Source organism: Kitasatospora sp. NPDC127067 (assembly GCF_042724755.1).
GTDB classification, from domain to species: Bacteria; Actinomycetota; Actinomycetes; order Streptomycetales; family Streptomycetaceae; genus Kitasatospora; species Kitasatospora lactacystinica.
In genome coordinates this window covers 58,947-81,910 of sequence record NZ_JBHXEM010000026.1, presented here as the reverse complement: position 1 = coordinate 81,910, position 22,964 = coordinate 58,947, and the positions used below count along the sequence as shown (strand labels likewise).

Below are 22,964 nucleotides of genomic sequence, written 5' to 3'. Positions count from 1 at the left end.
CCAATTCTGCTGTCAAGGGGGCGTTACGCGGCCAGTGGTGCGGACCCGACCCCGGCCGGCCCGGCGATCGCGGTGGTCAGCGCGGCGATCCGGGCCGAGGCCAGGCCGTCGCCGTACGGGCTCGGGGTGGCCGCCAGCCGGGTGAGCCGCTCGGGGGTGTCGGAGAGCCAGGCGCGGGCCAGGGCGCCCAGCTCCTCGCCGGGCGGCACCAGCGCGGCGAAGCCGGCCGCCACCGCCTCCGGACGCTCGGTGGAGCGGCGCACCACCAGCAGCGGGCGGCCGAGCACCGTGCACTCCTCCTGCACGCCGCCGGAGTCGGAGACCAGCAGGGCCGCGTGGCCCGCCAGGCCCAGGAAGTCGCCGTAGCCGACCGGGCCGGTGACGGCCAGCCGCTCCAGCAGGCCGTCCAGGCCGAAGCGCTCGACGGCGGCCCGGGTGCGCGGGTGCATCGGGAACAGCACCGGGGTGCCGGCCCGGGCGATCCGGTCCAGCTCGGCGAGCACCGCGCCGAGCGCCTCGGCGGTGTCGGTGTTCTCCGGGCGGTGCACGGTGGCCAGCACGTACCCGTCCGGGCGCAGCCCGTGCGCGGCGAGCAGGGCGGCGCGGGCGGCCCCGTCCGGCAGCTGACGGCGGACCACCTCGACGACGGTGTTGCCGGTGAGCTCGATCCGCTCCTCGGCCAGCGACTCGGCACGCAGGTTGGCGACGTTCTCCCCGGTGGCGGCGCAGAGCAGGTCGGAGACGTGGTCGACCATCACCCGGTTGTGCTCCTCGGGCATCGCCCGGTCGAAGCTGCGCAGTCCGGCCTCGACGTGGACCAGCGGGATCTCCCGGGCGTTGGCGGCCAGCGCCCCGGCCAGGGTCGCGTTGGTGTCGCCCTGGACGACCACGGCCACCGGGCGGTCCTCGGCGAAGGCGGTGTCCAGCTGACCCAGCGACCGGGCGATCTGGCCGGCCCGGGGGCGGCCGCCGACGCCGGTGAGCAGCTCGGGCTCGGGCAGGTCGAGGTCGCGCAGGAAGCGGCCGGACATCGCCTCGTCCCAGTGCTGGCCGGTGTGCACCAGCCGGGTGGCGTCGCCGAGCTCGTGGATCAGTGGGGCGAGCTTGACCAGCTCGGGGCGGGTGCCGAGGACGACGGCGACGCTGGACGGGGGCAGGCACGTGCTCATGCGGGACTCCGGTCGGGACGTGGTGCGGGGAGGAGGCGTGGGGGCGGGCTGCTCGGGACGCGGGTCAGGACTCGAGCGCGGTGGGGGCGCCGACGGCGACCTTCTCGGCGTTGCGGCGGGTCTTGGCCCAGCCGTTGCGGCCGAGCAGCATCCGGACCGCGGCCCGGGTGGCGACCACGAACAGGTGGTAGGCGTAGAGCCAGACCAGGACGCCCCAGAGCAGGGCGGTGAGCCGGCTCCGGTCGGGGTGGACGGCCTTGCGGTAGGCGAAGCCCCAGAACACCATCGGCAGGGCGGCGAGCACGAAGGCGAGCAGCATCCACGGGCCGAACCTGAGCTGGAACTCGGCGGTCTCCTCCGGGAAGAGCACCACCCCGGCGCCGGTGATCCCGAGCGAGAGCGGGAGGAGCAGCACCAGCAGGACGCAGACCACCGGCTGGAGGAAGGTGTACAGCACCTCGGCCTTGCCGGACGGGGTGTAGTGCGGGGAGCGCAGCACCCGGCCGGTGTAGCGCAGGCACTGCATGTTGCCCTGGGCCCAGCGGGTGCGCTGGGTGAGGAAGCGGCGCAGCGAGATCAGGCCCTCCTGGGAGACCTGGGCCTCGGTGACGTGGGTGAGCCGCCAGCCGGCCAGCCGCAGGTCGAGGCCGGACTCGTAGTCCTCCAGCAGGGCGCGCTCCGGCCAGGGGCGGCCGGCCCGGCCCTCCTCGGCGGTCAGCGAGTCGAGGGCGGTGAGCCGGACGAACTGGCCGTTGCCGCCGAGGCCGACGCTGCCGGTGCGGCGGCGCAGCAGCTGCATGCCGGTGTTGGTGGCCTGGAACTCGACGTCCTGCATCCGCACCAGTGCGCGGGCCAGGGCGTTGGCCGCCCGGCCGCGGCCGGGCAGCGGGAGTTCGTCGTCGGCGTTGCGCATCCGGACGCCGATCTGGACGGCGCCGGTGTCGGGGCGGCCGAGCGCCTTGGCGCTGCAGACCCGGGCGAGGGTGCCCGGGCCGAGCTGCCCGTCGGCGTCGACCACGCCGATCACCACCCGGGAGCGGTCGGTGCCCTCGGGCAGCGAGGCGGAGATCTCCCGGTAGGCGGCGTTGAGGGCGGCGCCCTTGCCGATCCGGGCGTGCGGGCGGCGGCGCTGGACGAGGTGGACCCGCGGGTCGCGGGCCGCGGCGGCGAGCACCAGCTCGCGGGTGGCGTCCTCGCTGTCGTCGTCGATCACCCACAGGTGGGCCTCGGGCGCACCGGCCCGCAGGCCGTCCAGGGTCTGGGTGACCACGGCCTCCTCGTCGCGGCAGGGGATCACCAGGTGCCACTGGAAGGCGGCGGGGTCGCCGGGCTCGGCGGGGCGGCCGTGCCGGAAGGCGTGCCGGGAGCCCGCCCAGTACACGAGGAAGCGGCCGAAGACCAGGAGCATGTAGCCGACGAGGGCCAGGGAGATCAGTCCGGCGATCCGGACGACGGAGTCCTGGCGAAGCACGATCCATGCGTGCAGGGCGTCGGGCATGGCGAACTACTCCTAGTGATCAAAGGCCGTGGGCTCCCATCGGTTGCGAATCGATGCTTCATTGCGGTTCAAATCGCCAAATCGATAGTAAAGGGAGAAAAATGGGCGATCAGGGCAAAGGGCGGGCAAAGTGGTGGTTCTCACCCCGTGAGGAGGACCCGTCGGCGCTCCGTAGACTGTGGTCGTGAGCGACAAGGCCGACCCGAACCCGTACACCATCCGCCCCGCCGACGGCGGCACCGGCGACGCCCTGCGCGACGTCGAGGCGGAGCTCTCCGAACGCTGGCCGGAGAACAAGCTGGAGCCCTCGCTCGACCGGATCGAGGCGCTGATGGACATCCTGGGCCAGCCCCAGCGGTCCTTCCCCTCCATCCACATCACCGGCACCAACGGCAAGACCTCCACCGCCCGGATGGTCGAGCAGCTGCTCAACGCCTTCGAGCTGCGCACCGGCCGCTACACCAGCCCGCACGTGGAGTCCGTCACCGAGCGGATCAGCCTGGACGGCGCCCCGATCAGCCCCGAGCGCTTCGTCGAGGTCTACCGCGACATCGAGCCCTACGTGCGGATGGTCGACGCGGCGCAGCCGGTGCCGATGTCCTTCTTCGAGGTGCTGACCGGCATGGCCTACGCGGCCTTCGCCGACGCCCCGGTGGACGTCGCCGTGGTCGAGGTCGGCATGGGCGGCTCCTGGGACGCCACGAACGTCATCGACGCCGCCGTCGCGGTGATCACCCCGATCGGGCTGGACCACACCGACAAGCTCGGCGGGACCACCGGCGAGATCGCGGTCGAGAAGTCCGGGATCATCAAGTCCGGTGCCGTCGCCGTCGTCGCCCAGCAGCAGCTGGACGCCGCCCAGACCATCCTGCGCCGCGCCGTCGAGGTGGACGCCACGGTCGCCCGCGAGGGCATGGAGTTCGGCGTGATCCGCCGCGAACTCGCCGTCGGCGGACAGCTGGTGACGCTGCGCGGACTCGGCGGCGAGGAGTACGAGGACGTCTTCATCCCGCTGCACGGCGAGTACCAGGCGCACAACGCGGCCCTCGCCCTGGCCGCGGTCGAGGCCTTCTTCGGCGTCGGCGGCGCGCGCGGCGGGCAGCTGGACGTGGACAAGATCCGCCAGGCCTTCTCCGGCGTCTCCTCGCCGGGCCGCCTGGAGGTCGTCCGCCGCAGCCCCACGATCGTCCTGGACGCCGCCCACAACCCGCACGGCGCCCGCGCCACCGTGGCCGCGCTCACCGAGTCCTTCGGCTTCACCCGGCTCGTCGGCGTGATCGGCACCTCCGGGGACAAGGACGTGGCCGGCGTGCTGGAGGCCTTCGAGCCGATCCTGGCCGAGGTCGTCATCACCCAGAACTCCACCCACCGCGCGATGGACGTCGACGCGCTCGCGGCGCTGGCCGTGGAGGTCTTCGGCCCGGACCGCGTCCAGGTCGAGCCCCGGCTCGACGACGCCATCGCCGCCGCCGTCACCCTCGCCGAGGAGGAGGGCGACCTCGGCGGCTCCGGGGTGCTGGTCACCGGTTCGGTCATCACGGTGGGCGAGGCCCGCCTGCTGCTCGGGAGGAAGTGACATGAGGACGCTCTGCTCCTCGACCTTGATCGGCGAAGCGTTGCTGATCCTCTTCGCGGCGCTGGTCGCGGTGCGGCTCACCGACGTCTCCGGCGCGGAGGTGTGGACGGTCAGCGGCATCGCGATGGCACTGTGCGTCCTGCTCTGCGGCATGATCGACCGCCCCGGCGCGGTGCAGATCGGCTGGGCGCTGCAGATCGGGCTGATCGCCAGCGGCTTCATCCTGCCGACCATGTTCGGTCTCGGCGTGGTCTTCGCCGGCCTGTGGTGGTGCTCGGTGCACTACGGCCGCAAGGTCGACGAGTTCAAGGCCGCCCGGGCCGCCGCGGAGGCCGCCGCAGTACAGGTCTGAGGCCCGGACCGGCGGACCGACACGCCGTGTACGCAAGGTAATCTCTGCCCTGTCGGCGCCTCTTGTCGACCCGACTGTCCGCCGAACCGAATCCCCAGGAGACGCACCGTGTCCCAGCGCACTCTCGTCCTGCTCAAGCCCGACGCCGTCCGCCGCGGCCTGGCCGGCGAGATCATCAGCCGCATCGAGCGCAAGGCCGGCTGGCGGTTCGCCGCCGTCGAGCTGCGCACCTTCGAGCGGGCGACGCTGGAGCAGCACTACGCGGAGCACGTGGGCCGCCCGTTCTACGAGCCGCTGCTGGAGTTCATGACCTCCGGCCCGTCGATCGCGCTGATCGTCGAGGGCGAGGAGGTCGTCAAGGGCATCCGCATGCTGGCCGGCGCCACCAACCCGCTGGAGGCCGGCGCCGGCACCATCCGCGGCGACTACGCGACGATCACCCGCGAGAACCTGATCCACGCCTCCGACTCCCCGGAGTCCGCCGAGCGCGAGATCAAGATCTTCTTCCCCGCGCACGCCTGACCCGGACCGGGCGACACGCCCGGCGGGACCAGGGGTGACACACCCCGGGGAAGCGGGTGACGCACCCGCAGGACCTTCGTCCGCCCCGGTCGGGACCATTGGCCCGGCCGGGGCATTCTTATCGTGAAATAGGGAACTGGAGGCGCCGACACGGCGTCCCAATCCTCGGAGATGCGATCACGCCCCGGACAATGGACGGTATGCCCCACGTCTACGTCCGTGCCGCGCGGCGTGACTACGATGGACGCGACTCAAGGGCCCGGTAAGGCAGCTCAGCTGGTCTCCGCCCAAGCGTGGGCGCGCATTCGTCCACCCCCCCATGAACTCCGAGCCCGGGAAGGCACCCACACCCCATGGCGAGCAACCTGTCGTTCATCGGCCGCGACTTGGCGATCGACCTCGGAACAGCCAATACGCTGGTGTACGTCAGGGGCAAGGGCATCGTCCTGAACGAGCCGTCCGTCGTCGCGGTGAACACCAACACCGGTGGAATCCTCGCGGTCGGCGCCGAGGCCAAGAAGATGATCGGCCGCACCCCGGGCAACATCGTCGCCATCCGCCCGCTCAAGGACGGCGTGATCGCCGACTTCGAGATCACCGAGCGGATGCTGCGGTACTTCATCCTCAAGATCCACCGCCGTCGCTACCTCGCCCGCCCCCGCGTCGTGGTCTGCGTGCCCTCCGGCATCACCGGCGTCGAGCGCCGCGCCGTCATCGAGGCCTCCTCGCAGGCCGGCGCCCGCCAGGTGCACATCATCGAGGAGCCGATGGCCGCCGCGATCGGCGCCGGCCTGCCCGTCCACGAGGCCACCGGCAACATGGTCGTCGACATCGGCGGCGGCACCACCGAGGTCGCCGTGATCTCGCTCGGCGGCATCGTCACCGCCCAGTCCATCCGGGTGGCCGGCGACGAGCTGGACAACGCGATCGTCCAGCACATCAAGAAGGAGTACTCGCTGCTCCTGGGCGAGCGCAGCGCCGAGCAGATCAAGATGAGCATCGGCAGCGCCTTCGGCCTGGAGGGCGAGAAGGACGAGCACGCCGAGATCCGCGGCCGCGACCTGGTCAGCGGTCTGCCCAAGACCGTGGTGATCTCCGCCGCCGAGGTCCGCGAGGCCATCGACGAGCCGGTCAACGCGATCATCGACGCGGTCAAGACCACCCTCGACCAGTGCCCGCCCGAGCTGGCCGGCGACGTCATGGACCGGGGCATCGTGCTCACCGGCGGCGGCGCCCTGCTGCGCGGCCTGGACGAGCGGCTGCGCCGCGAGACCGGCATGCCGATCCACATCGCGGAGAACCCGCTCGACTCCGTCGCGCTCGGCTCCGGCAAGTGCGTCGAGGAGTTCGAGGCCCTCCAGCAGGTACTCGACGCCTCGCCGCGTCGTTGACACGTCGCCGCACCACCGGTACCACGCGTCACATCCGACACTCGACTGAACGGGCCGCCGCCCGGGCCCCACAGCCCCGGGCGGCGGCCAGGTACGAAGGGGCAGTACCAGCACCGTGAGGGACACACGAGAGAGCCGGCTGCTGCTCATCCTGCTGGTGGCCGTCGCCTTCGCGCTGATCACCGTGGACATCAAGGGCGGTGAGGACTCCCCGCTCGGCCCGGCCCGGCACGCCGCCGCCAGTGTCCTCGGACCGGTCGAGCGCGGAGCCGCCACCGTCGTGGACCCGGTCGCCGACACCGTCCGCGCCTTCCGGGACGCGGCCACCGACAGCGGCCGCACCGACCAGCTCGCCCGCGAGAACACCGAACTGCGGCAGAAGCTCGCCTCCTCCGACATGGCCACCGGGCGCACCAAGCAGCTGGACGACCTGCTGCGCACGGCCGGCGCCGGCGGCTACACCGTCAAGGCGGCCCAGGTCATCGCGATCGGCCCGGCCCAGGGCTTCTCCTGGACCATCACCATCGACGCCGGCAGCGACGACGGCCTCACCCGCGACATGACGGTGATCAACGGTCAGGGCCTGGTCGGCCGGATCACCACCGTCGCCCCGACCACCGCCACCGTGCTGCTCGCCTCCGACCCCGGCTTCTCGGCCGGCACCCGGCTGGAGGGCACCGGCGAGATCGGCTTCGCCTCCGGCGGCGGCGACAGCCCGATGAAGGTCTCGCTGCTCAACGGCAAGGCCCAGGTCAAGGCCGGCGACCGGCTGGTCACCTTCGGCTCGCAGAGCGGCCGCCCGTTCGTGCCCGGCGTCCCGGTCGGCAAGGTCGTCGAGGTCCAGGCCAACGCCGGCCAGCTGACCAAGACCGTCATGGTCGAACCCTTCGTCCAGTTCACCCGGCTGGACCTGGTCGGCGTGGTGGTCGTGCCGCCGCGCGCCGACCCGCGCGACGCCGTCCTGCCGCCGGCGCCCGCCGCGGGCCAGCCGGCCGCCGCGCCGGGCCAGGTCCCGGCCTCCGTGCCCGGACAGGTCCCGGCCTCCGCGCCCGCCGCCCCGCCCGCCAAGCCCACTGGGGGGAACTGAGCCATGCGCCTCGCCCGCATCCCCGTCTCCGCCGGCCTCGTCCTGTTCGGCCTGATCCTCCAGGTCAGCGTCTTCGGCCGGCTCCAGCTCCCGGGAGCCACCCCGGACATACTGCTGCTCGTCGTGGTCGGCCTGGCCATGGTCTACGGACCCACCGGCGGCTGCCTGGTCGGCTTCGCGGGCGGCCTGCTGGCCGACCTCGCACCGCCCTCCGACCACGCGATCGGCCGCTACGCGCTGGTGCTCTGCCTGATGGGCTACGCCGCCGGACTGCTGCGCCCGGACCACGGCCGCCAGCGCTCCGTGGCCGGCTCGCTGCTGGTGGTCGGTGCCGCGGCGGTCGCCTCCACCCTGCTCTACGCGATGGTCGGCGCCCTGGTCGGCGACACCGCGGCCCGGCACGTCGGCCTCGGCGGACTGGTGATCAGCGCCCTGCTCTACGACCTGCTGCTGGCGCCCTTCGTGGTGCCGCTGGTGATGTACCTCGGCCGCCGCTTCGGGCGTGACCCGGTGGCCGCGGCGGACGACGACGAGGGCAGCTCCGGCCTCGGCACCCTGGCCCGCTACCGCACCACCCGCGAGGCCTCGACGGGCCCGTCGTACAAGAAGCGGCGCGTGCCCGGCTTCGTCCGCCGCCCGTAACCGGCCCGGCCCCGACCACCCGACCTCCCCGCATCCTGGAGCGCACGAGACGTGAGCAACATCCCCGAGACCGGACGCACCCGACGGGTGACGATCCGTCTGGTGGTGCTGCAGATCCTGGTGCTGTCGCTGCTCGCCACCCTCGGCGGGCGGCTGTGGTACCTGCAGATCCGCAACGCCAAGGAATACACCGCGAAGGCGACCGGCAACCACATCCGCGAGGTGGTCGAGCCGGCCGTCCGCGGCGAGATCCTGGACGCCTCCGGGCGGGTGCTGGCCGGCAACGAGACCCGGCTGGTGGTCTCGGTCAGCCGCACCTCGCTGCTCCAGCAGAAGGACGGCGGCAAGGCGGTGCTGTCCCGACTGGCCGAGGTGCTGGGGATGCCCGCCAAGGACGTGCAGGAGAAGGTCCGGCTCTGCGACGCCAAGACCCCGCAGCCGTGCTGGAACGGTTCGCCGTACCAGCCGATCCCGGTCACCAAGGAGGCGACCACCCAGCAGGCGATGCAGATAATGGAGCGCCGCGAGGACTTCCCCGGGGTCACCGCGCAGCCCACCGCCGTGCGCCGCTACACCGGCGCCGAGGGCGCCAACATGGCCCAGGTGCTCGGCTACCTCTCGCCGGTCACCGACGAGGAGGTCAGCAAGACCGCCGGTAGGAGCGGTCTGGACCGCTACCTGCCGGCCGACCAGATCGGGCGGGCCGGCCTGGAGTCGGTGTACGACCGCGACCTGCGCGGCACCGCGGGCATCACCAAGCTGGAGGTGGACAACCTCGGCCGGGTGATCGGCAACGCCGGCACCGTCGCCCCGCAGACCGGCGACAACCTGGTCACCAGCATCGACGCCCGGGTGCAGAAGGTCGTCGAGGACAACCTGGCGCAGGCCATGAACGACGCCCGGAACACCTTCGACAAGGTCACCAACCGCAACTACGAGGCCGACTCCGGCGCCGCCGTGGTGATGGACGTGCACACCGGGCGGATCGTCGCGATGGCGAGCGCCCCGACCTACGACCCGAACCTCTGGGTGGGCGGCATCAGCGGCAAGGACTACCAGTCGCTGACCAGCAAGGACTCCAACTTCCCGCTGCTGAACCGGGCCATACAGGGTCAGTCCGCCCCCGGTTCGACCTTCAAGGTCATCTCCACCACCGCCGCCGTGCAGGCCGGCTACTCGCTGGACGGCCACTACGACTGCCCGAAGAGCATGACCATCGGCGGCCGCGAGTTCAAGAACTTCGAGAGCGAGAACTTCGGCCAGATCTCCCTGGAGAAGGCGCTGGAGGTCTCCTGCGACACCGTCTTCTACGGCCTGGCGTACGACCAGTGGCTGAAGGACGGCGGCATCAAGCCCAAGAAGGAGCCGGGCGACTGGTTCTTCAAGACCGCCCACGAGTTCGGCCTCGGCGCCAAGACCGGCATCGACCTGCCGTCCGAGGTCACCGGCCGGGTGCCGGACCGGCAGTGGAAGCAGTCCTTCTACGACAACAACAAGGACGCCTGGTGCGCCCAGGGGCAGAAGGGCGGCAACAGCTACTCCGACCAGATCGCCCGGGAGAACTGCGTCGACGGCTACCAGATGCGCGCCGGTGACGCCGTCAACTTCGCGATCGGCCAGGGCGACACCCTCGTCACCCCGGTCCAGATGGCCCGGATCTACTCGGCGCTGGCCAACGGCGGCACCTTCTACCGGCCGACCATCGCCAAGGCGGTGATAAGCCCGGGCGGGGACCTCGTCCGCGAGATCGCCCCGCACGAGGACGCCAGGTTCCCCGGCGACGAGAAGCTGCTCAGCTACATCAACCAGGCCACCGAGAGCGTCATCAAGAGCGGCACCGCCGCGTGGAAGTTCAACGGCTGGCCGCAGGACAAGATCACGCTGCACGCCAAGACCGGCACCGCCGAGGTCGAGGGCAAGCAGACCACCTCCTGGCTGACCACGTACAGCAAGGACTACGCCGTCGTCATGACGATAAGCCAGGGCGGCACCGGCTCCGGCGGTTCCGGCGACGCCATCCGCCGGATCTACCAGGCGCTGTACGGCGTGGACGACAAGGGCGGCATCGACACCGGCAAGGCGCTGCTGCCCGCGCCGCAGGCCGAGCTGCCGAAGTTCAACCCGGACGGCACCGCGATCATCAAGCCGGTCTCGTACGGCGTCGACGCGGCGCCGGGCGCCCAGGCGCCGGCCGCCGCACCGGCCCCGGCGCTGCTCGACGCGGCCGCCGCGCAGCCGGCCCCGGCGACGGCCTTCCTCGACCGGACGCCGCCGGCCGACCGTCCGGCGTCGTACACCGCGGCCGACGCCGCGCTCGAACCCACGCGCGGACCGGGAAGGGGACGGGCATGACCTCCTACGGCTCGTACCGGCAGCTGCGGCTGGCGCCGCAGCGCAGCGGGGTCTCCAAGGCCCTGGCCAAGGACTCCCCGCTCTGGCGGCTGGACTGGATACTGCTGCTGGCCGCGCTGGCCCTCTCGGCCGGCAGTTCGCTGCTGGTCTGGTCGGCCACCCGCGGGCGCGACTCGCTGACCCACGGGGACCCGCAGTACTTCCTGTACCGGCACCTGACCAACTTCGTGGTCGGGCTGGTGCTGTGCTCCGTGGTGATAGCGATAGGGAGCCGGCGCTTCCGCACGATCGTGCCGTTCCTGTACGTCGGCGTGCTCCTGATGCTGCTGGCGACGCTCAGTCCGCTGGGCTCGACCATCAACGGCGCGCACTCGTGGATCCAGCTCGGCGGCGGCTTCTCGATCCAGCCGGCCGAGTTCGCGAAGCTCGCGATCGTGCTGGCGATGGCGGTCGTGCTGTCGGACCAGGTGGACGCGGGGGAGCGGGAGTTCCCCTCGCACCGGGCGGTGTTCCGGGGACTGCTCTGGGCCGGGCTGCCGATGGGCATAGTGATGCTGATGCCGGACGCCGGCTCGGTGATGGTGATGGCCGCGATCGTGCTGGGCATCCTGCTCGGCTCGGGCGCGGCGAACCGCTGGGTGCTCGGCCTGCTGGTGGCGGGCACCGCCGGGTGCGTGGCGATCTGGAAGTTCGGACTGCTGAGCCAGTACCAGATCGACCGCTTCGCCGCCTTCGCGAACCCGCAGCTGGACCCGAACGGCGTGGGCTACAACACCGCGCAGGCCCGGATCGCGATCGGCTCGGGCGGGCTGACCGGCAAGGGGCTGTTCCACGGCACCCAGACCGTCGGGCAGTTCGTGCCGGAGCAGCAGACCGACTTCGTGTTCACCGTGGCCGGCGAGGAGCTGGGCTTCGTCGGGGCGCTGGCGATCATCGCGCTGGTCGGCGTGATCCTCTGGCGGGCCTGCCGGATCGCCCGGCAGGCGACCGACCTGTACGGGACGATCGTGGCGGCCGGGGTCATCGCCTGGCTGTCCTTCCAGGCCTTCGAGAACATAGGGATGTGCCTGGGCATCATGCCGGTCGCGGGCATCCCGCTGCCGTTCGTCTCGTACGGCGGCTCCTCGATGTTCGCGAACTGGATGGCCATCGGGCTGCTCCAGGCGGTGCGCAGCCAGCGGCCGATAGCGGCCTGAGCGCGCATCGCGGCGGGGCCGGCCGGGGACTTCCCGGGCCGGCCCCGCGGTCGTGTCCGGGGCGTTCCCGCGGCCGGGGGCGCCGCGGTCAGGCGGCCGGGAAGCCGATCCGGGCGAGCACGCCCCAGCGCTCGGAGCGCCGGGTGAGCACGTAGACCGAGTCGAAGGAGCCGGTGCGCTCCCCGGCCGCGTCGTAGCGGGCGAAGCGGACCAGGGCGTGCACCTGGTCGGGGGAGGACTGGCTCAGCTCGACGCTCTCCCAGCCGCTGCGGGCCCAGCCGGAGGCGACCAGCAGGGCCAGCTCGGGGGCGGACCGCTCGACGTAGCCGGCCTCGTCCTCCCAGACGGTCACCTCGCCCTCGTGCACCCGGACGTGCGGGTAGTGCAGGGTCCGCGCCCAGGCCGTCAGGTCGCGGCTGTTGAGGGCGTCGAGGAAGGCGTCGAGGGCGGCGCGGGCGGCGGCCTCGTGAGCGGGGGTGTCGTGGGCGGCGGTCTCGTGGGCGCGGGTGTCGGCGGGCACGGCGGCCTCCAGGGCGGGCTGCGGACGGCAGGGACGCGGCAAGCCTGCTCCACCGGCGCGCCCGGTGGGGCCGAGCGGGGCCGATTCAGGTCCAAAGGCCGGGGCACAGACCGGTCGTACGGCCGAAGAGCCGCCCCGGGAGTGTCGGGGAGAATCAGTGGACGTCGGCGGGCTCACGGGTCGCGGCGTCCAGGACGGCGTCCAGCAGGCCGGGGAAGCGCAGGTCGAGGTCGTCCCGGCGCAGCGACATCAGCCGGCGGGTGCCCTCGACCCGGGTGGTGGTGACGCCGGCCTCGCGCAGCACCTTGAGGTGGTGCGAGAGGGTCGACTTGGACAGGGGGATGTCCAGGTCGCTGCAACATTGCTCGTCGACCTCGGACAGGCCCGTCACGATGGAGAGGCGGGCCGGGTCGCTGAGGGCGTGGAAGATGCCGGCGAGCTGGATGGAGTCGGTGGCCGGGTGGCTCGGGGTCCGCATGGCGGCTCCTTGGTCGTCCTGGTCGTGCGATGGATTGTTCGAACTTTGGCGTACTATCCAATCTTAGGCAATGGGGCCGGCCCGCACCGCCGTTCCCGCGGAAGGACACCCGATGAGTGAACGCCGCGAGCGAACCGCCGGGAGGTGCCCGTGGGCCGCTACGGTCTGACACTCCCGTTGCGCGGCGTCCCGCTGCACCGCCACCGCGCACTGGTCGAGGAACTGCCCGATCTGGGCTACACCGACGTGTGGACCGGGGAGGCGGCGGGCTACGACGGCTTCACCCCGCTGGCGCTCGCCGCGGCCTGGGCGCCCGCGCTGCGGCTGGGCACGGGGGTGGTGCCGGTGCAGACCCGAGGGCCGGCGCTGCTCGCCATGACGGTCGCCTCGCTGGCCGAGGCCGCTCCCGGCCGGGTGGTGGTGGGCGTCGGCTCCTCCGGCCCGCCGTTCGTCACCCGGATCAACGGCATCCCGTTCGAGCACCCGTACCGTCAGGTCCGCGACACCGTGCGGTTCCTGAAGCACGCGCTGGCCGGCCGGACGGTGCGGGGCGCGTTCGACTCCTTCACCATCGAGGGGTACACGCCGGCGCTGCGGCCCGACCCGGTGCCGCCGGTGATGATGGGCGCGCTCGGCCCGCAGATGCTGCGGCTGGCCGGCCGGGAGGCGGACGGGCTGGTGACCAACTTCCTGGCGGCCGCGGACGTACCGCGGGTGCGGGAGGCGATGGGCGAGGAGGGCCGCACCAAGGAGGTGGTGGCCCGGCTGTTCGTCTGCCCGACCAAGGACCGCGACCACGCCCGTTGGCAGGGGCGGCAGTTGCTCGGTCCTATCCTCAACGCCCGGACGTACGGCGGCTTCCACGACTGGCTGGGGCGCGGCGAGGAGCTGGCCGCCTCGCACGCCGCGTGGGCGGCGGGCGACTTCCACGGCGCGTGCGAGGCGGTGCCCGAGCACCTGATCGACGCGCTGCTGATCCACGGCTCCCCGGGGGAGTGCCGGGAGCGGGTCGCACAGTTCGCGGCGGCGGGGGTGGACACGCCGCTGCTGGCGGTGCTGCCGGTGCCGGAGTTCGGCCCCGGACCGGAGGGGATGCGCGACACGCTGCGGGCCCTGGCCCCGCAGACGTGACGCCGCGCAGCCCCTATCCGGCCGCCCGGTGTCCCGACCGGGCGTAGACCATGGCCTGGGCCCGGCTGCGCACGCGCAGCTTGCCGAGCACGTTGGAGACGTGGAACTTGACGGTCTTCTCGCTGAGGTGGAGCTCGGCGGCCATCTCGGCGTTGGACAGCCCGCCCGCGATCAGGGTGAGCACCTCCTGTTCGCGCGGGGTGAGCAGATGGAGCAGCGGTGGGGTGTGCAGCGGAGGTCCGGGCAGCCGGCGGGCCATCTCGGTGACCACCTCGGCGGTGATCGGCGGGGAGATCAGCGCGTTCCCGGCGGCGACCGCGCGGACCGCGTGCACCATGTCGGACTCGGGCCCGTCGCGCAGGACCAGGCCGCGGGCGCCGGCTCTGAGGTAGTCGAGCATCCGGTCCGGGTCGCCGGGGCGGACCAGCAGGATGACGCCGGGCTGCCCGGTCTCCCGGTCGGAGGTGAGCTTCTTGACCTCGCAGGCCTCCATGCCGGGCATGTCGGCGTCGATGACGACGACGTCCGGGCGTTTGGCGGCGCAGGCCTGGGCGATCCGGGCGGTGGTGGAGAGCTCGGTCAGGGGCTGCAGCCCGGGTGAGCGCTGCAGGATGGTGCGCAGCCCGGTGCGCAGCAGCGGTGAGGCGGCGCAGATGAGCACGCGGACGGTGGGACCGGTGGGATCGGCGGGGTCGGCGGGGCGGTAGAGGGACAGGCTCATGTTCGTTCTCCTTGCCGTCGAGATTCCGGGACTCCGGGCAGCCGGAATCGGCGGGGTGCGTGGGGGCACCACCGCGGGGGCGGAATCGGGATGATGAGAGGAGATTTCTTTTCCGGCGTCGGGTCGGTGCGCGGTCGGTGCGCGGACGCGGGAGGAGAGTTCAGGGGCGACAGCGGCAGCGGTGCGTCGCGCAGTCGGAAGTCGCTGCGGCAGCAAGGCCGTTGACTCGACATTCCCGGAACATGGAAGCCATCCTAAAGATCTGCCTGATCGGTGGTCAAGAACTTCCTGGTGGGCGCGGCGCCACCGGGGGGACTACCAGGCGTCCCAGTGGGCGATCTGCTCGGTGCCGACCCGGGGGCCGGGGCGGAAGTCGGTGCCGATGGTGTGGGCCAGCGGGATCAGCGCGGCCTGCAGGACGGTCTCGTAGGGGATGCCGAGGATCTGGGCGGCCTCGCGCTCGTAGTGCAGGTGCGGGGTGGTCCAGGCGGTACCGAGGCCGCGGGAGCGGGCGGCGAGCATGAACTGCCAGGTGGCCGGGATGATCGAGCCCCAGGTGTTGGCCTGGCCGACGAAGGAGTCGACCTCGTGCCGGCCCTCGATCCGGACGCAGGGGATCACCAGGACCGGGACCTCGTGCAGGTGGTCGAAGAGGTGCTGGGCGCTCTCGGCGAGCCGGAGCCGGCGCAGCTGGTCGCCGACGGTGCGGTCCACGCCGGTGCCGACCACCTGCTGGCGGGGGCGGACCAGGCCGAGCCGGTAGAGGTCGGCGATCGCGGAGCGCTTGGCGGGGTCGGTGATGATCATGAAGTCCCAGCGCTGGCGGTTGCGGCCGGTGGGGGCCTGGGTGGCCAGGGCCAGGCACTCCTCGATCAGTTCGCGCTCCACCGGGCGGGTGAGGTCGAGCCGCTTGCGCACCGCCCGGGTGGTGGTGAGCAGTTCGTCGATGGAAAGCGCGAGGGGCGACATGGGCGGGGCTCCAGCTCCGGTCGGGTCGGAAGGGGGTGCGGATCCTTCCGGATCCTATTGATGGTTCGAAACTTGCGCAACATTCGAAGTCCAGTGGGTGGACCGGACGGGATCTCAAGTTCCGCTCTTGTGTGCCGAGTTGATTCTTTCTATGCTTCCACTATCTTCGAACATTCGAAACATGACGAGAGTGCTCGACCGCGAGAGGACGCCATGTCGCAGATCAAAGTCGAAGTCGAACCGGCCGAGGTCGGGCTGGACCCCGAGCGGCTGCGCCGGATCGACTCCTACCTCCGGGCCTACGTGGACGACGGCCGGCTGCCCGGCTGGCAGCTCGCCGTGACCCGCGGCGGGAAGGTCGCCCACCTCGCCGGATACGGGCACCGCGACGTCGAGAAGGGCCTGCCGCAGACCCCGGACACCATCTACCGGTCCTGGTCGATGACCAAGCCGGTCACCTCGGTGGCCGCGCTGGTGCTGCTGGAGGAGGGCGCGATCGGCCTCCAGGACCCGGTCTCCCGCTACCTGCCGGAGTTCGCCGACGTCCGGGTCTACCAGCGCGGGCCGGCCTCCCGGCCGGTCACCGTCCCCGCCGCCGAGCCGATCCGGATCGTGCACCTGCTCACCCACACCTCCGGCCTGACCTACGGCTTCCACCGGGCGCACCCGGTGGACGAGATCTACACCGCCAACGGCTTCGAGTGGACCACCGCGCCCGGCCTCGACCTCGCCCAGTGCGTCACCAAGTGGGCCTCCTTCCCGCTGCTCTTCGAGCCCGGCACCGCCTGGAACTACGGCGCCTCCAGCGACGTGCTCGGGCGGGTGATCGAGGTCGCCTCCGGCAGGCGGCTGGACGAGTTCCTGGCCGAGCGGGTGCTCGGCCCGCTCGGCATGGCCGACACCGGCTTCCACGTCCCGGCCGACAAGGCCGACCGGCTGGCCGGCTTCTACGTCGTCGACCCGGCGAGCGGGAAGGCCGTCCGCAACGACGCCTTCGGCGGTGACGTGCTGCGCGAGCCGCACTGCCTCTCCGGCAGCTCCGGACTGGTCACCACGCTCGCCGACTACCACCGGTTCAGCCAGATGCTGCTCGGTGAGGGCGAGTACCAGGGCGTACGGGTGCTCGGCCGGCACACCCTGCGACACGCGCTGCGCAACCACCTGCCCGGCGGCGGGGACCTGAAGAGCGTCGGGCGGCCGGTGTTCTCCGAGATGCCCACCGCCGGGGTCGGCTTCGGGCTCGGCTTCGCGGTGGTGCAGGACCCGGCCGCCGCCGGGGTGCCGGCCAGTGCCGGGGAGTACGGCTGGCACAGCGCCGCGTCCACCATCTTCTGGGTGGACCCGGCGGAGCGGCTGACGGTGCTGTTCCTGACCCAGCTGATGCCCTCCAGCGCGCACCAACTGCACGGGCGCCTGCGGCAGTTGGTCAACCAGGCGCTGGTCGGATAACGGGTCCGCCCGCCCCGCTCCGGGGCTCACCCGCCCGGCTGGACGGCGAGGAGCTTGCGGGTCAGCCGGATCAGCGTGTCCCGCTCCTCCGCGGTGAGCGCGGCGAACACCCGGTCCATCATCGGGGCGATGCCCGCCTCCGCCTCGGCCAGGGCCCGCGAACCGACCTCGGTCATGGTGACGGCGTAGGCGCGGCGGTCGCGCGGGTGACGCTCGCGGACCACCAGTCCGGAGCTCTCCAGGCCGTCGATGCAGCCGACCATCACGCTGCGGTCGATCCGCAGCTGCTCGCTCAACTCCTGCTGGGAGCAGGCCCCGACCGCGTCCAGCATCTTCAGCACCAGGTGCTGGGCCACCGTCAGCCGGGCGCCGGTCAGCTCCTCGTCGATCGCCCGGGCGACCACGGTGGTGGCCCGGCAGAGCGCGATGTCCGGGCGCTCCCGGGTGAGCGTCGCGAAGTACTGCCGGCGCTCGCCCCCGTCGTCCGTCCGGCTGGGCGAGGCGAGGCGGGGCGTCCGCGGGGCGGTGGCCATCGGAACTCCTTCTGCGGGCGGGGCCATCAGCATAACGCGTTCAGGAGATTGTTTTTCCGTAGACGTTCTCAAGGAAGGGGAATCCCATGTGCTCACCGGAAACGGTGGCCGGCGCCACCGGCCACACCGCCACCGGGCCCGTCGCCGCCGCGCCCGCCGAGGTCTCGGCGCCGCTCCGGGCCAGAGCCCCGATCAGCCTGCCGCGCGGGGCCGTCCGGGACCTCACCCACGTGGTCGGCCCGGACTGGCCGGTGTTCGAGCTGTACGTCAAGCCGATGGAGATCAAGCGGCTCGCCAACCTCGCCGAGCACGAGTACAACGCCTTCGAGCTCACCTACAACGAGCACATCGGCACCCACCTCGACGCGCCCTCGCACTTCGACGACGACGGCCTGGCCACCCACCAGATCCCGGCCGACACCCTGGTCGCACCGCTGGCCGTGGTCCGGATCGGCGAGCGCGCCGCCCGCGACCACGTCACCGAACTGACCGTCGACGACCTGCTGGCGTGGGAGAGCCGCAACGGCCGCATCCCCGACGGCGCGCTGCTCGCCGTCGACAACGACTGGGCGCACCGGATCGACACCCCCGGCGCCTTCCTCAACCTCGACCCCGCGGAAGGGCTCTACCGCTTCCCCGGGATCTCGGTGGAGGCCGCGCACTTCCTGGTCACCGAGCGCTCGGTGGTGGGCGTCGGCACCGACTCGATCAGCCTCGACCCCGGCACCCGCCCGGCCGACCCGGACACCCACCGGGTGCTGCTGCCGGCCGGCAAGTACGCCATCGAGTGCCTCGCCGGGCTCGACACCGTGCCCGACCTCGGCGCGGTCGCCGTGGTCGGCGCGCCCAAGCACCTCGGCGGGACCGGCGGCCCGGTCCGCGTCCTCGCCTTCGTCTGAACCGGCGGACCCGCGAACGGCACGACCGGCGACCACGACGACCGGCGCTGACAGCGGCCCGCGAACGGCACGACATGCGAACGACACGACCCGCGATCACAACGACCCGCGATCACAGGAGAAGCCCATGACCGTACAGACCGACTCGGAGTCCGTCTTCGCCGGGGCCACCGGCGAACGCTGGGAGTGGAAGGAGGAGCGCTACCGCGACGGGGTGTTCAGCCACGCCGTGGACACCGAACTGCACCGGCTGCGGCTGCTGGAGTCCGTCCTGGACGAGCACACCCGCAGCCGCTTCCGGGCGCTCGGCCTGCGGGCCGGGCACCGGGTCCTGGAGGTCGGCGGGGGCGGCGGCTCGGTCGCCCGCTGGCTGGCCGAGCAGGGCGCCGAGGTCACCGTGACCGACCTCGACACCACCTTCCTGGACGAACTCGCCGCCGACGGCGTGCGGGTGCTGCGCCACGACGTCTACACCGACGACTTCCCGCCCGCCTCCTTCGACTTCATCCACGCCCGGTACGTGGTGATCCACCTGCCCGACCCGGAGAAGGCGGTGGAGCGGCTGGTCCAGTGGCTGGCCCCGGGCGGGACGCTGGTGCTGGAGGAGCCGGCCTTCTTCCCGATCAAGGACTCGCCGCACCCCGGCTACCGGACCGTGCTGCGGGCCTTCCGCCGCCACCTGGAGACCGCGGTGGGCACCGACACCGAATGGGCGCGCAGCCTGCCGGTGCCGCTGGAGGGCAAGGGGCTGAGCGGCCTCGGCCACGACGCGCGCTTCCAGCTGATCGCCGGCGGGGACGACGAGGCCGAGTGGTGGCGGCTCACCCTGGAGCAGACCCGGCCGGCCGTGGTGGCCGCCGGACTCGCCACCGAGGAGGACTTCGAGGCGGCGTACCGGGAGCTCGCCGACCCGCAGTTCCGGGACCTCTCCCTCGCGGTCTTCACCGCCTGGGGGAAGCGGGCCTGACGCACCCGCGCACGCCGACGGGCCGGTCACCCCTGCGGGGGCGGCCGGCCCGTCGGCGTTCCGTCGGGGGCGTTCCGTCGGGGCGTGCCCGGGGCGAACGCGGCGCCGCCCGTACCCCGGTGGAGCGGGGGGTACGGGCGGCGCGTGCGGTGCGGTCGGAGGGTCAGAGCACCACGCGGACGCCGTACGTCCGCAGCCAGGCGTCCAGCAGCAGCGCGCGCGGCAGCCAGGGCGGCGGGGTGAAGGTGCCGGTGTGCCAGCCGCCGCCGTCCACCTGGGCGCGCAGCGCGTCGGCGTTCAGCAGCGGAAGGGCGGGCGAGTCGCGGTCGGCGAGCAGGGCGCGGACGGCCTCGCGGACCGCCTCCAGGTACTCCGGACTCTGCCCGAACGGGAAACCGCTCTTCTGCCGCCGCACCACCTCGGCGGGCAGCAGATCGGCGACCGCCTCGCGCAGCAGGCCCTTCTCCTGGCCGCCGACCCGCTTGAGCGCCCACGGGGTGTTCCACACGTACTCGACCAGCCGGTGGTCGGTGAACGGCAGCCGGACCAGCAGGCCCGCCGCGAAGCTCATCCGGTCCTTGCGGTCCAGCAGGAAGGGCAGGAAGCGGGTGAGCTGGAGGTGGAAGGCCTCGCGCAGCCGGCGGTCCGCGCCCGACTCGCCCGCCAGCCGCGGGACCTCGGCGAGCGCCTCGCCGTAGCGGGCGGCCACCTCGGCGTCCACGTCCAGGTGTCGGCGCAGCTCGGCGGAGAGCATCCCGCTGCGGTCGGTGATCCCGGCCGACCACGGGAAGTTGGCGGTCGGGCGGTCGGCCTCGGCGGTGAACCAGGGGAAGCCGCCGAAGACGTCGTCCGCGCCCTCGCCCGAGAGCACCACCTCGGCGTGGCCGCGCACCTCGCGGAAGAGCAGGTGCAGCGAGACGTCGAGGTCGCCGACGCCGGGCAGGTCGCGGGCGCGCAGGGTGGCGCCCAGGTGGTCGAGCAGCGAGGGGGCGTCCAGCAGGATCTCGGTGTGCCTGGTGCCCACGTGGTCGACCACCGCCCGGACGTACGGGGCGTCCCGGCTGACGTGCAGGGCGTCCGCCTTGAAGTCGGTCTCGCTGCCCGCGAAGTCGACCGAGTAGGTGGCGATCTTGTCGCCGCCGGCCGCGGCCAGGCCGACGATGGCGCTGGAGTCCAGGCCGCCGGAGAGCAGGGCGCCGGGCTTGACCCCGGTGTCGGCGGACTGCCGGCGCACCGTGTCGGCGAGCAGGGCTCGCACCCGCCGGACGGTGGTCGGCTCGTCGTCGGTGTGCTCGGCGGCCTCCGGCGCCCAGTAGCGCCGGTGGCGCACGCCGTTCGGACCGGCGACCAGCAGCCAACCGGGACGGACCTCGTGCAGGCCGCGGTAGACGGCGTCGCCGGGGCGCTTGAGCGCGACGGTGAGGACGTCCACCAGGCCGTTCGCGTCCACCTCGGCGGGCAGCCCGGCGGCCAGCAGGGCCTTCGGTTCGGAGCCGAACGCCAGCGAACCGTCCGGGAGTTCGGCCCAGTAGAGCGGCTCGACGCCGAGCCGGTCGCGGATCAGCACCAGCTCCTCGGTGCGGGCGTCCCAGATCGCCGCCGCGTAACCGCCGACCAGTCGGTCGGCGGCCTCGGCGCCCCATTCCAGGTAGGCGCGCAGGACGAGTTCGGCGTCCGAGCCGTTGCGGATGCGGTGGCCGCGGGCGGTCAGCGTGGTGTGCAGCGGGCCGGGGTTGAGCAGTTCGCCGGAGAAGGCGATGACGGCCGGGGCCGGGTCCAGCTCGGGCGGGAACCAGGGCTGGGGCACGTCGTTGCGTGGCCCGGTGTGGAACTGGCGGTGGCCGAGGCCCGCGTGCCGGGCCAGCCAGGTGCCGCCGCGGCGCGGGCCGCGGTGGGTCAGGGTGTCGGTGAACTCCTGGACGAGTTGGGCCTGTTCGCGCACATCCCCGCTGCGCGACACCAGCCCGGCGATTCCACTCATGCCCCGACCCCCGTGGCCTGGGCGACCTGGGCCAGCGACTCGCGCACCAGTGAGGTGAGCGGCGCGGGCAGCCGGCCCCAGTTGGCCTCCTCGTTGAGGTCCAGGACCCGGGAGAGCTTCCAGCCCAGGTACTGGCCGAGCGAGGCCAGCGGGGGCAGCTTCTCCACCGGGTGGACGGTCACCGTGTACTCCTCGAACAGCGGGGCGAGGCGCTGCTCCAGCACCTTCGACCAGGAGCCGTCCGGGGTGCCGTCGGTGGTGACCAGGCAGACGAGGGCCTTGCCGCGCAGCACCAGCATGTAGTTGAACACCGAGGCGCCGGGCAGGGCCTCGGCCCACAGTGCCTCCTCCAGGTCGTCCTGGCGGATGTTGTTCTCGGCGAGCAGCAGGACGTCCTGGGCCCGGCCGAGGGTGCGCAGGACGGGCAGCCGGATGCCGCAGTCGCAGGGGTCGGTCTCGATCCGGACCAGGTCGCCGGTGCGGTAGCGCAGCAGCGGGCGGGAGGGGATGTCCAGGGTGGTGACGATCAGCTCGCCCTGCACCGGGTCGGTGTCCGGGCCGAGCACGGTGGTGCCCTCGCCGTCGTCGATCTCCAGCAGGTAGCTCTGCAACTGCAGGTGCAGCCGGCGGTGTTCGCAGGTGACGGCGAGGGTGCCGGTCTCCGAGGAGCCGTACGAGCCGACGTAGGCGGTGCCGCCGGTGAGGCGTTCGAGGTGGCGCACGAAGCTGGGGCCGGTCTGTTCGGCCATCAGCAGCAGCCGGTCGAAGCGGGGCAGCGGCAGGCCGTTCCGCTGGGAGAACTGGGCCAGCTCCAGCAGCCGGGACGGCGGTCCGACGTAGACGTTGGCGTTCAGTTCGGAGATCAGTCGCAGCACCCGGGTGTAGTCGCCGGTGATGTTGTCCACCCAGGGGCGGAAGGACATCACCCCGAGGTACTCCAGCACCTTCTCGAACTGGTAGGCGGCGGGTGCGAAGGGGGCGTTGATGAGGATCAGGGCGACATCGGCGGGCCGCAGCAGCCGGCCCCACATCTCGCCGATGTTGAGGGTGTTGACCAGCAGGTCGTCCACCGCCTTGGGGGCGGGGGCCGGGTCGCCGGTGGTGCCGGAGGACTCGTAGTAGTGCAGGAACTCCGACAGCGGGCGGGTGAACGCGCCGGCGCCGTGGCCGCCGAGTTCCTTCTTGCCGAGGAAGGGCAGCGCGGCGAAGGCGTCCAGGGCCTCGGCGGGGGTCAGCGGGGTGTCCGAGCGCAGCCGCTCGGCGAGGTCCCCGGTGAGGGTGCCGGCGTACATCGGGGAGCGCACGGCGGCAGCCAGCGTGGTGGCCAGCTTGGCGCCGTAGCGTTCGGCCGGGTCCTGGCCCTGCCAGGTGCGGTGGATCAGGGCGGTGTGGGAGTCCAGGCGCTCGGCGGCGTCCTGGCGTTGGGCGGGGTCGCGCAGTAGCAGCATCTTCGATAGCTCCTCGGGCTGTGGGAGTCACGGTCGGGGACGTGCCGGTGCGGGGGAACGGCGAACGGCGGGGGTTCGGGCGG

21 protein-coding genes are annotated in these 22,964 nt (G+C 72.6%); 12 read left to right on the top strand and 9 right to left on the bottom strand.

The genetic code is table 11. The annotated features are described in order from the left end of the window. Positions 1 to 23: 23 nt before the first annotated feature. Positions 24 to 1,169, bottom strand: a complete 1,146-nt coding sequence (gene wecB / locus ACFWJ4_RS14390; RefSeq protein WP_380543338.1) for a non-hydrolyzing UDP-N-acetylglucosamine 2-epimerase — start codon at positions 1,167 to 1,169, stop codon at positions 24 to 26. Positions 1,170 to 1,233: 64 nt separating this feature from the next. After that, positions 1,234 to 2,667, bottom strand: coding sequence for a glycosyltransferase family 2 protein (locus ACFWJ4_RS14385; protein ID WP_380543335.1), 1,434 nt, complete (start codon positions 2,665 to 2,667; stop codon positions 1,234 to 1,236). A 184-nt stretch (positions 2,668 to 2,851) separates the two neighbouring features. Here ACFWJ4_RS14385 and ACFWJ4_RS14380 point away from each other — a divergent pair, with 184 nt between their 5' ends. The 8 genes from ACFWJ4_RS14380 (at position 2,852) to rodA (ending at position 11,785) form a co-directional block, all read left to right on the top strand. Then, positions 2,852 to 4,243, top strand: a complete 1,392-nt coding sequence (locus tag ACFWJ4_RS14380; protein WP_380543332.1) for a bifunctional folylpolyglutamate synthase/dihydrofolate synthase — start codon at positions 2,852 to 2,854, stop codon at positions 4,241 to 4,243. A gap of 1 nt (position 4,244) precedes the next feature. Further along, a complete protein-coding gene (locus tag ACFWJ4_RS14375; RefSeq protein WP_380543329.1) occupies positions 4,245 to 4,595 on the top strand; it encodes a DUF4233 domain-containing protein in 351 nt (116 codons plus the stop codon). A 108-nt stretch (positions 4,596 to 4,703) separates the two neighbouring features. Then, the gene (gene ndk, locus ACFWJ4_RS14370; RefSeq protein ID WP_359908153.1) at positions 4,704 to 5,117 is read left to right on the top strand and encodes a nucleoside-diphosphate kinase; all 414 of its coding nucleotides are present in this window, start codon (positions 4,704 to 4,706) and stop codon (positions 5,115 to 5,117) included. Positions 5,118 to 5,482: 365 nt separating this feature from the next. Then, entirely contained in the window at positions 5,483 to 6,508 is a 1,026-nt protein-coding gene (locus ACFWJ4_RS14365; protein ID WP_049648984.1) for a rod shape-determining protein, read from the top strand. Between the two features lie 115 nt (positions 6,509 to 6,623). Further along, complete coding sequence (gene mreC / locus ACFWJ4_RS14360) at positions 6,624 to 7,595, top strand: rod shape-determining protein MreC (RefSeq protein WP_359908150.1); 972 nt, start codon at positions 6,624 to 6,626, stop codon at positions 7,593 to 7,595. A gap of 3 nt (positions 7,596 to 7,598) precedes the next feature. Continuing rightward, the gene (gene mreD, locus ACFWJ4_RS14355) at positions 7,599 to 8,237 is read left to right on the top strand and encodes a rod shape-determining protein MreD (RefSeq protein WP_359908147.1); all 639 of its coding nucleotides are present in this window, start codon (positions 7,599 to 7,601) and stop codon (positions 8,235 to 8,237) included. Between the two features lie 51 nt (positions 8,238 to 8,288). Next, positions 8,289 to 10,589, top strand: a complete 2,301-nt coding sequence (gene mrdA / locus ACFWJ4_RS14350; RefSeq protein WP_359908144.1) for a penicillin-binding protein 2 — start codon at positions 8,289 to 8,291, stop codon at positions 10,587 to 10,589. Continuing rightward, the gene (gene rodA / locus ACFWJ4_RS14345; protein ID WP_380543326.1) at positions 10,586 to 11,785 is read left to right on the top strand and encodes a rod shape-determining protein RodA; all 1,200 of its coding nucleotides are present in this window, start codon (positions 10,586 to 10,588) and stop codon (positions 11,783 to 11,785) included. The genes mrdA and rodA overlap by 4 nt, the downstream gene beginning before the upstream one ends. Positions 11,786 to 11,873: 88 nt before the next feature. Here the strand turns inward: rodA and ACFWJ4_RS14340 are convergent, their stop codons facing one another. Next, on the bottom strand, positions 11,874 to 12,347 hold the full coding sequence (locus ACFWJ4_RS14340; RefSeq protein WP_380543324.1) for a hypothetical protein: 474 nt from the start codon (positions 12,345 to 12,347) through the stop codon (positions 11,874 to 11,876). A 112-nt stretch (positions 12,348 to 12,459) separates the two neighbouring features. Then, on the bottom strand, positions 12,460 to 12,783 hold the full coding sequence (locus ACFWJ4_RS14335) for an ArsR/SmtB family transcription factor (protein ID WP_380543321.1): 324 nt from the start codon (positions 12,781 to 12,783) through the stop codon (positions 12,460 to 12,462). Positions 12,784 to 12,933: 150 nt separating this feature from the next. On the opposite strand from ACFWJ4_RS14335, the gene ACFWJ4_RS14330 reads away from it, so the two are divergent. After that, on the top strand, positions 12,934 to 13,914 hold the full coding sequence (locus ACFWJ4_RS14330; RefSeq protein WP_380543318.1) for an LLM class F420-dependent oxidoreductase: 981 nt from the start codon (positions 12,934 to 12,936) through the stop codon (positions 13,912 to 13,914). Between the two features lie 13 nt (positions 13,915 to 13,927). On the opposite strand, the gene ACFWJ4_RS14325 is transcribed toward ACFWJ4_RS14330, so the two are convergent. Next, on the bottom strand, positions 13,928 to 14,635 hold the full coding sequence (locus tag ACFWJ4_RS14325) for a LuxR C-terminal-related transcriptional regulator (protein WP_380543315.1): 708 nt from the start codon (positions 14,633 to 14,635) through the stop codon (positions 13,928 to 13,930). 315 nt (positions 14,636 to 14,950) lie between these two features. Further along, the gene (locus ACFWJ4_RS14320) at positions 14,951 to 15,604 is read right to left on the bottom strand and encodes a nitroreductase family protein (RefSeq protein ID WP_380543312.1); all 654 of its coding nucleotides are present in this window, start codon (positions 15,602 to 15,604) and stop codon (positions 14,951 to 14,953) included. A gap of 213 nt (positions 15,605 to 15,817) precedes the next feature. Between ACFWJ4_RS14320 and ACFWJ4_RS14315 the strand changes: the two genes are divergently transcribed. Beyond that, positions 15,818 to 17,053 (top strand): serine hydrolase domain-containing protein, encoded by a 1,236-nt coding sequence (locus ACFWJ4_RS14315; protein WP_359908126.1) that lies wholly within the window; start codon positions 15,818 to 15,820, stop codon positions 17,051 to 17,053. 26 nt (positions 17,054 to 17,079) lie between these two features. On the opposite strand, the gene ACFWJ4_RS14310 is transcribed toward ACFWJ4_RS14315, so the two are convergent. Then, positions 17,080 to 17,586, bottom strand: a complete 507-nt coding sequence (locus tag ACFWJ4_RS14310) for a MarR family transcriptional regulator (RefSeq protein WP_359908123.1) — start codon at positions 17,584 to 17,586, stop codon at positions 17,080 to 17,082. 86 nt (positions 17,587 to 17,672) lie between these two features. On the opposite strand from ACFWJ4_RS14310, the gene ACFWJ4_RS14305 reads away from it, so the two are divergent. Further along, the gene (locus ACFWJ4_RS14305) at positions 17,673 to 18,485 is read left to right on the top strand and encodes a cyclase family protein (protein ID WP_359908120.1); all 813 of its coding nucleotides are present in this window, start codon (positions 17,673 to 17,675) and stop codon (positions 18,483 to 18,485) included. Positions 18,486 to 18,612: 127 nt separating this feature from the next. Next, on the top strand, positions 18,613 to 19,452 hold the full coding sequence (locus ACFWJ4_RS14300; protein ID WP_380543308.1) for a class I SAM-dependent methyltransferase: 840 nt from the start codon (positions 18,613 to 18,615) through the stop codon (positions 19,450 to 19,452). 163 nt (positions 19,453 to 19,615) lie between these two features. Here the strand turns inward: ACFWJ4_RS14300 and asnB are convergent, their stop codons facing one another. Both asnB and ACFWJ4_RS14290 read right to left on the bottom strand, forming a co-directional pair. Continuing rightward, positions 19,616 to 21,433 (bottom strand): asparagine synthase (glutamine-hydrolyzing), encoded by a 1,818-nt coding sequence (gene asnB, locus ACFWJ4_RS14295; RefSeq protein ID WP_380543305.1) that lies wholly within the window; start codon positions 21,431 to 21,433, stop codon positions 19,616 to 19,618. After that, positions 21,430 to 22,881: a phenylacetate--CoA ligase family protein gene (locus tag ACFWJ4_RS14290; protein ID WP_380543302.1), complete on the bottom strand. Its 1,452-nt coding sequence runs from the start codon at positions 22,879 to 22,881 to the stop codon at positions 21,430 to 21,432. The genes asnB and ACFWJ4_RS14290 overlap by 4 nt, the downstream gene beginning before the upstream one ends. Positions 22,882 to 22,964: the final 83 nt, after the last annotated feature.

Excerpts from the sequence above, each read along its gene's own strand:
- wecB (WP_380543338.1), bottom strand. The coding sequence starts at position 1,169 with ATGAGCACGTGCCTGCCCCCGTCCAGCGTCGCCGTCGTCCTCGGCACC.
- ACFWJ4_RS14385 (WP_380543335.1), bottom strand. The coding sequence starts at position 2,667 with ATGCCCGACGCCCTGCACGCATGGATCGTGCTTCGCCAGGACTCCGTC.
- ACFWJ4_RS14375 (WP_380543329.1), top strand. The coding sequence starts at position 4,245 with ATGAGGACGCTCTGCTCCTCGACCTTGATCGGCGAAGCGTTGCTGATC.
- mreD (WP_359908147.1), top strand. The coding sequence starts at position 7,599 with ATGCGCCTCGCCCGCATCCCCGTCTCCGCCGGCCTCGTCCTGTTCGGC.
- rodA (WP_380543326.1), top strand. The coding sequence starts at position 10,586 with ATGACCTCCTACGGCTCGTACCGGCAGCTGCGGCTGGCGCCGCAGCGC.
- ACFWJ4_RS14335 (WP_380543321.1), bottom strand. The coding sequence starts at position 12,783 with ATGCGGACCCCGAGCCACCCGGCCACCGACTCCATCCAGCTCGCCGGC.
- ACFWJ4_RS14325 (WP_380543315.1), bottom strand. The coding sequence starts at position 14,635 with ATGAGCCTGTCCCTCTACCGCCCCGCCGACCCCGCCGATCCCACCGGT.
- ACFWJ4_RS14320 (WP_380543312.1), bottom strand. The coding sequence starts at position 15,604 with ATGTCGCCCCTCGCGCTTTCCATCGACGAACTGCTCACCACCACCCGG.
- ACFWJ4_RS14315 (WP_359908126.1), top strand. The coding sequence starts at position 15,818 with ATGTCGCAGATCAAAGTCGAAGTCGAACCGGCCGAGGTCGGGCTGGAC.
- ACFWJ4_RS14310 (WP_359908123.1), bottom strand. The coding sequence starts at position 17,586 with ATGGCCACCGCCCCGCGGACGCCCCGCCTCGCCTCGCCCAGCCGGACG.
- ACFWJ4_RS14305 (WP_359908120.1), top strand. The coding sequence starts at position 17,673 with ATGTGCTCACCGGAAACGGTGGCCGGCGCCACCGGCCACACCGCCACC.
- ACFWJ4_RS14300 (WP_380543308.1), top strand. The coding sequence starts at position 18,613 with ATGACCGTACAGACCGACTCGGAGTCCGTCTTCGCCGGGGCCACCGGC.
- asnB (WP_380543305.1), bottom strand. The coding sequence starts at position 21,433 with ATGAGTGGAATCGCCGGGCTGGTGTCGCGCAGCGGGGATGTGCGCGAA.
- ACFWJ4_RS14290 (WP_380543302.1), bottom strand. The coding sequence starts at position 22,881 with ATGCTGCTACTGCGCGACCCCGCCCAACGCCAGGACGCCGCCGAGCGC.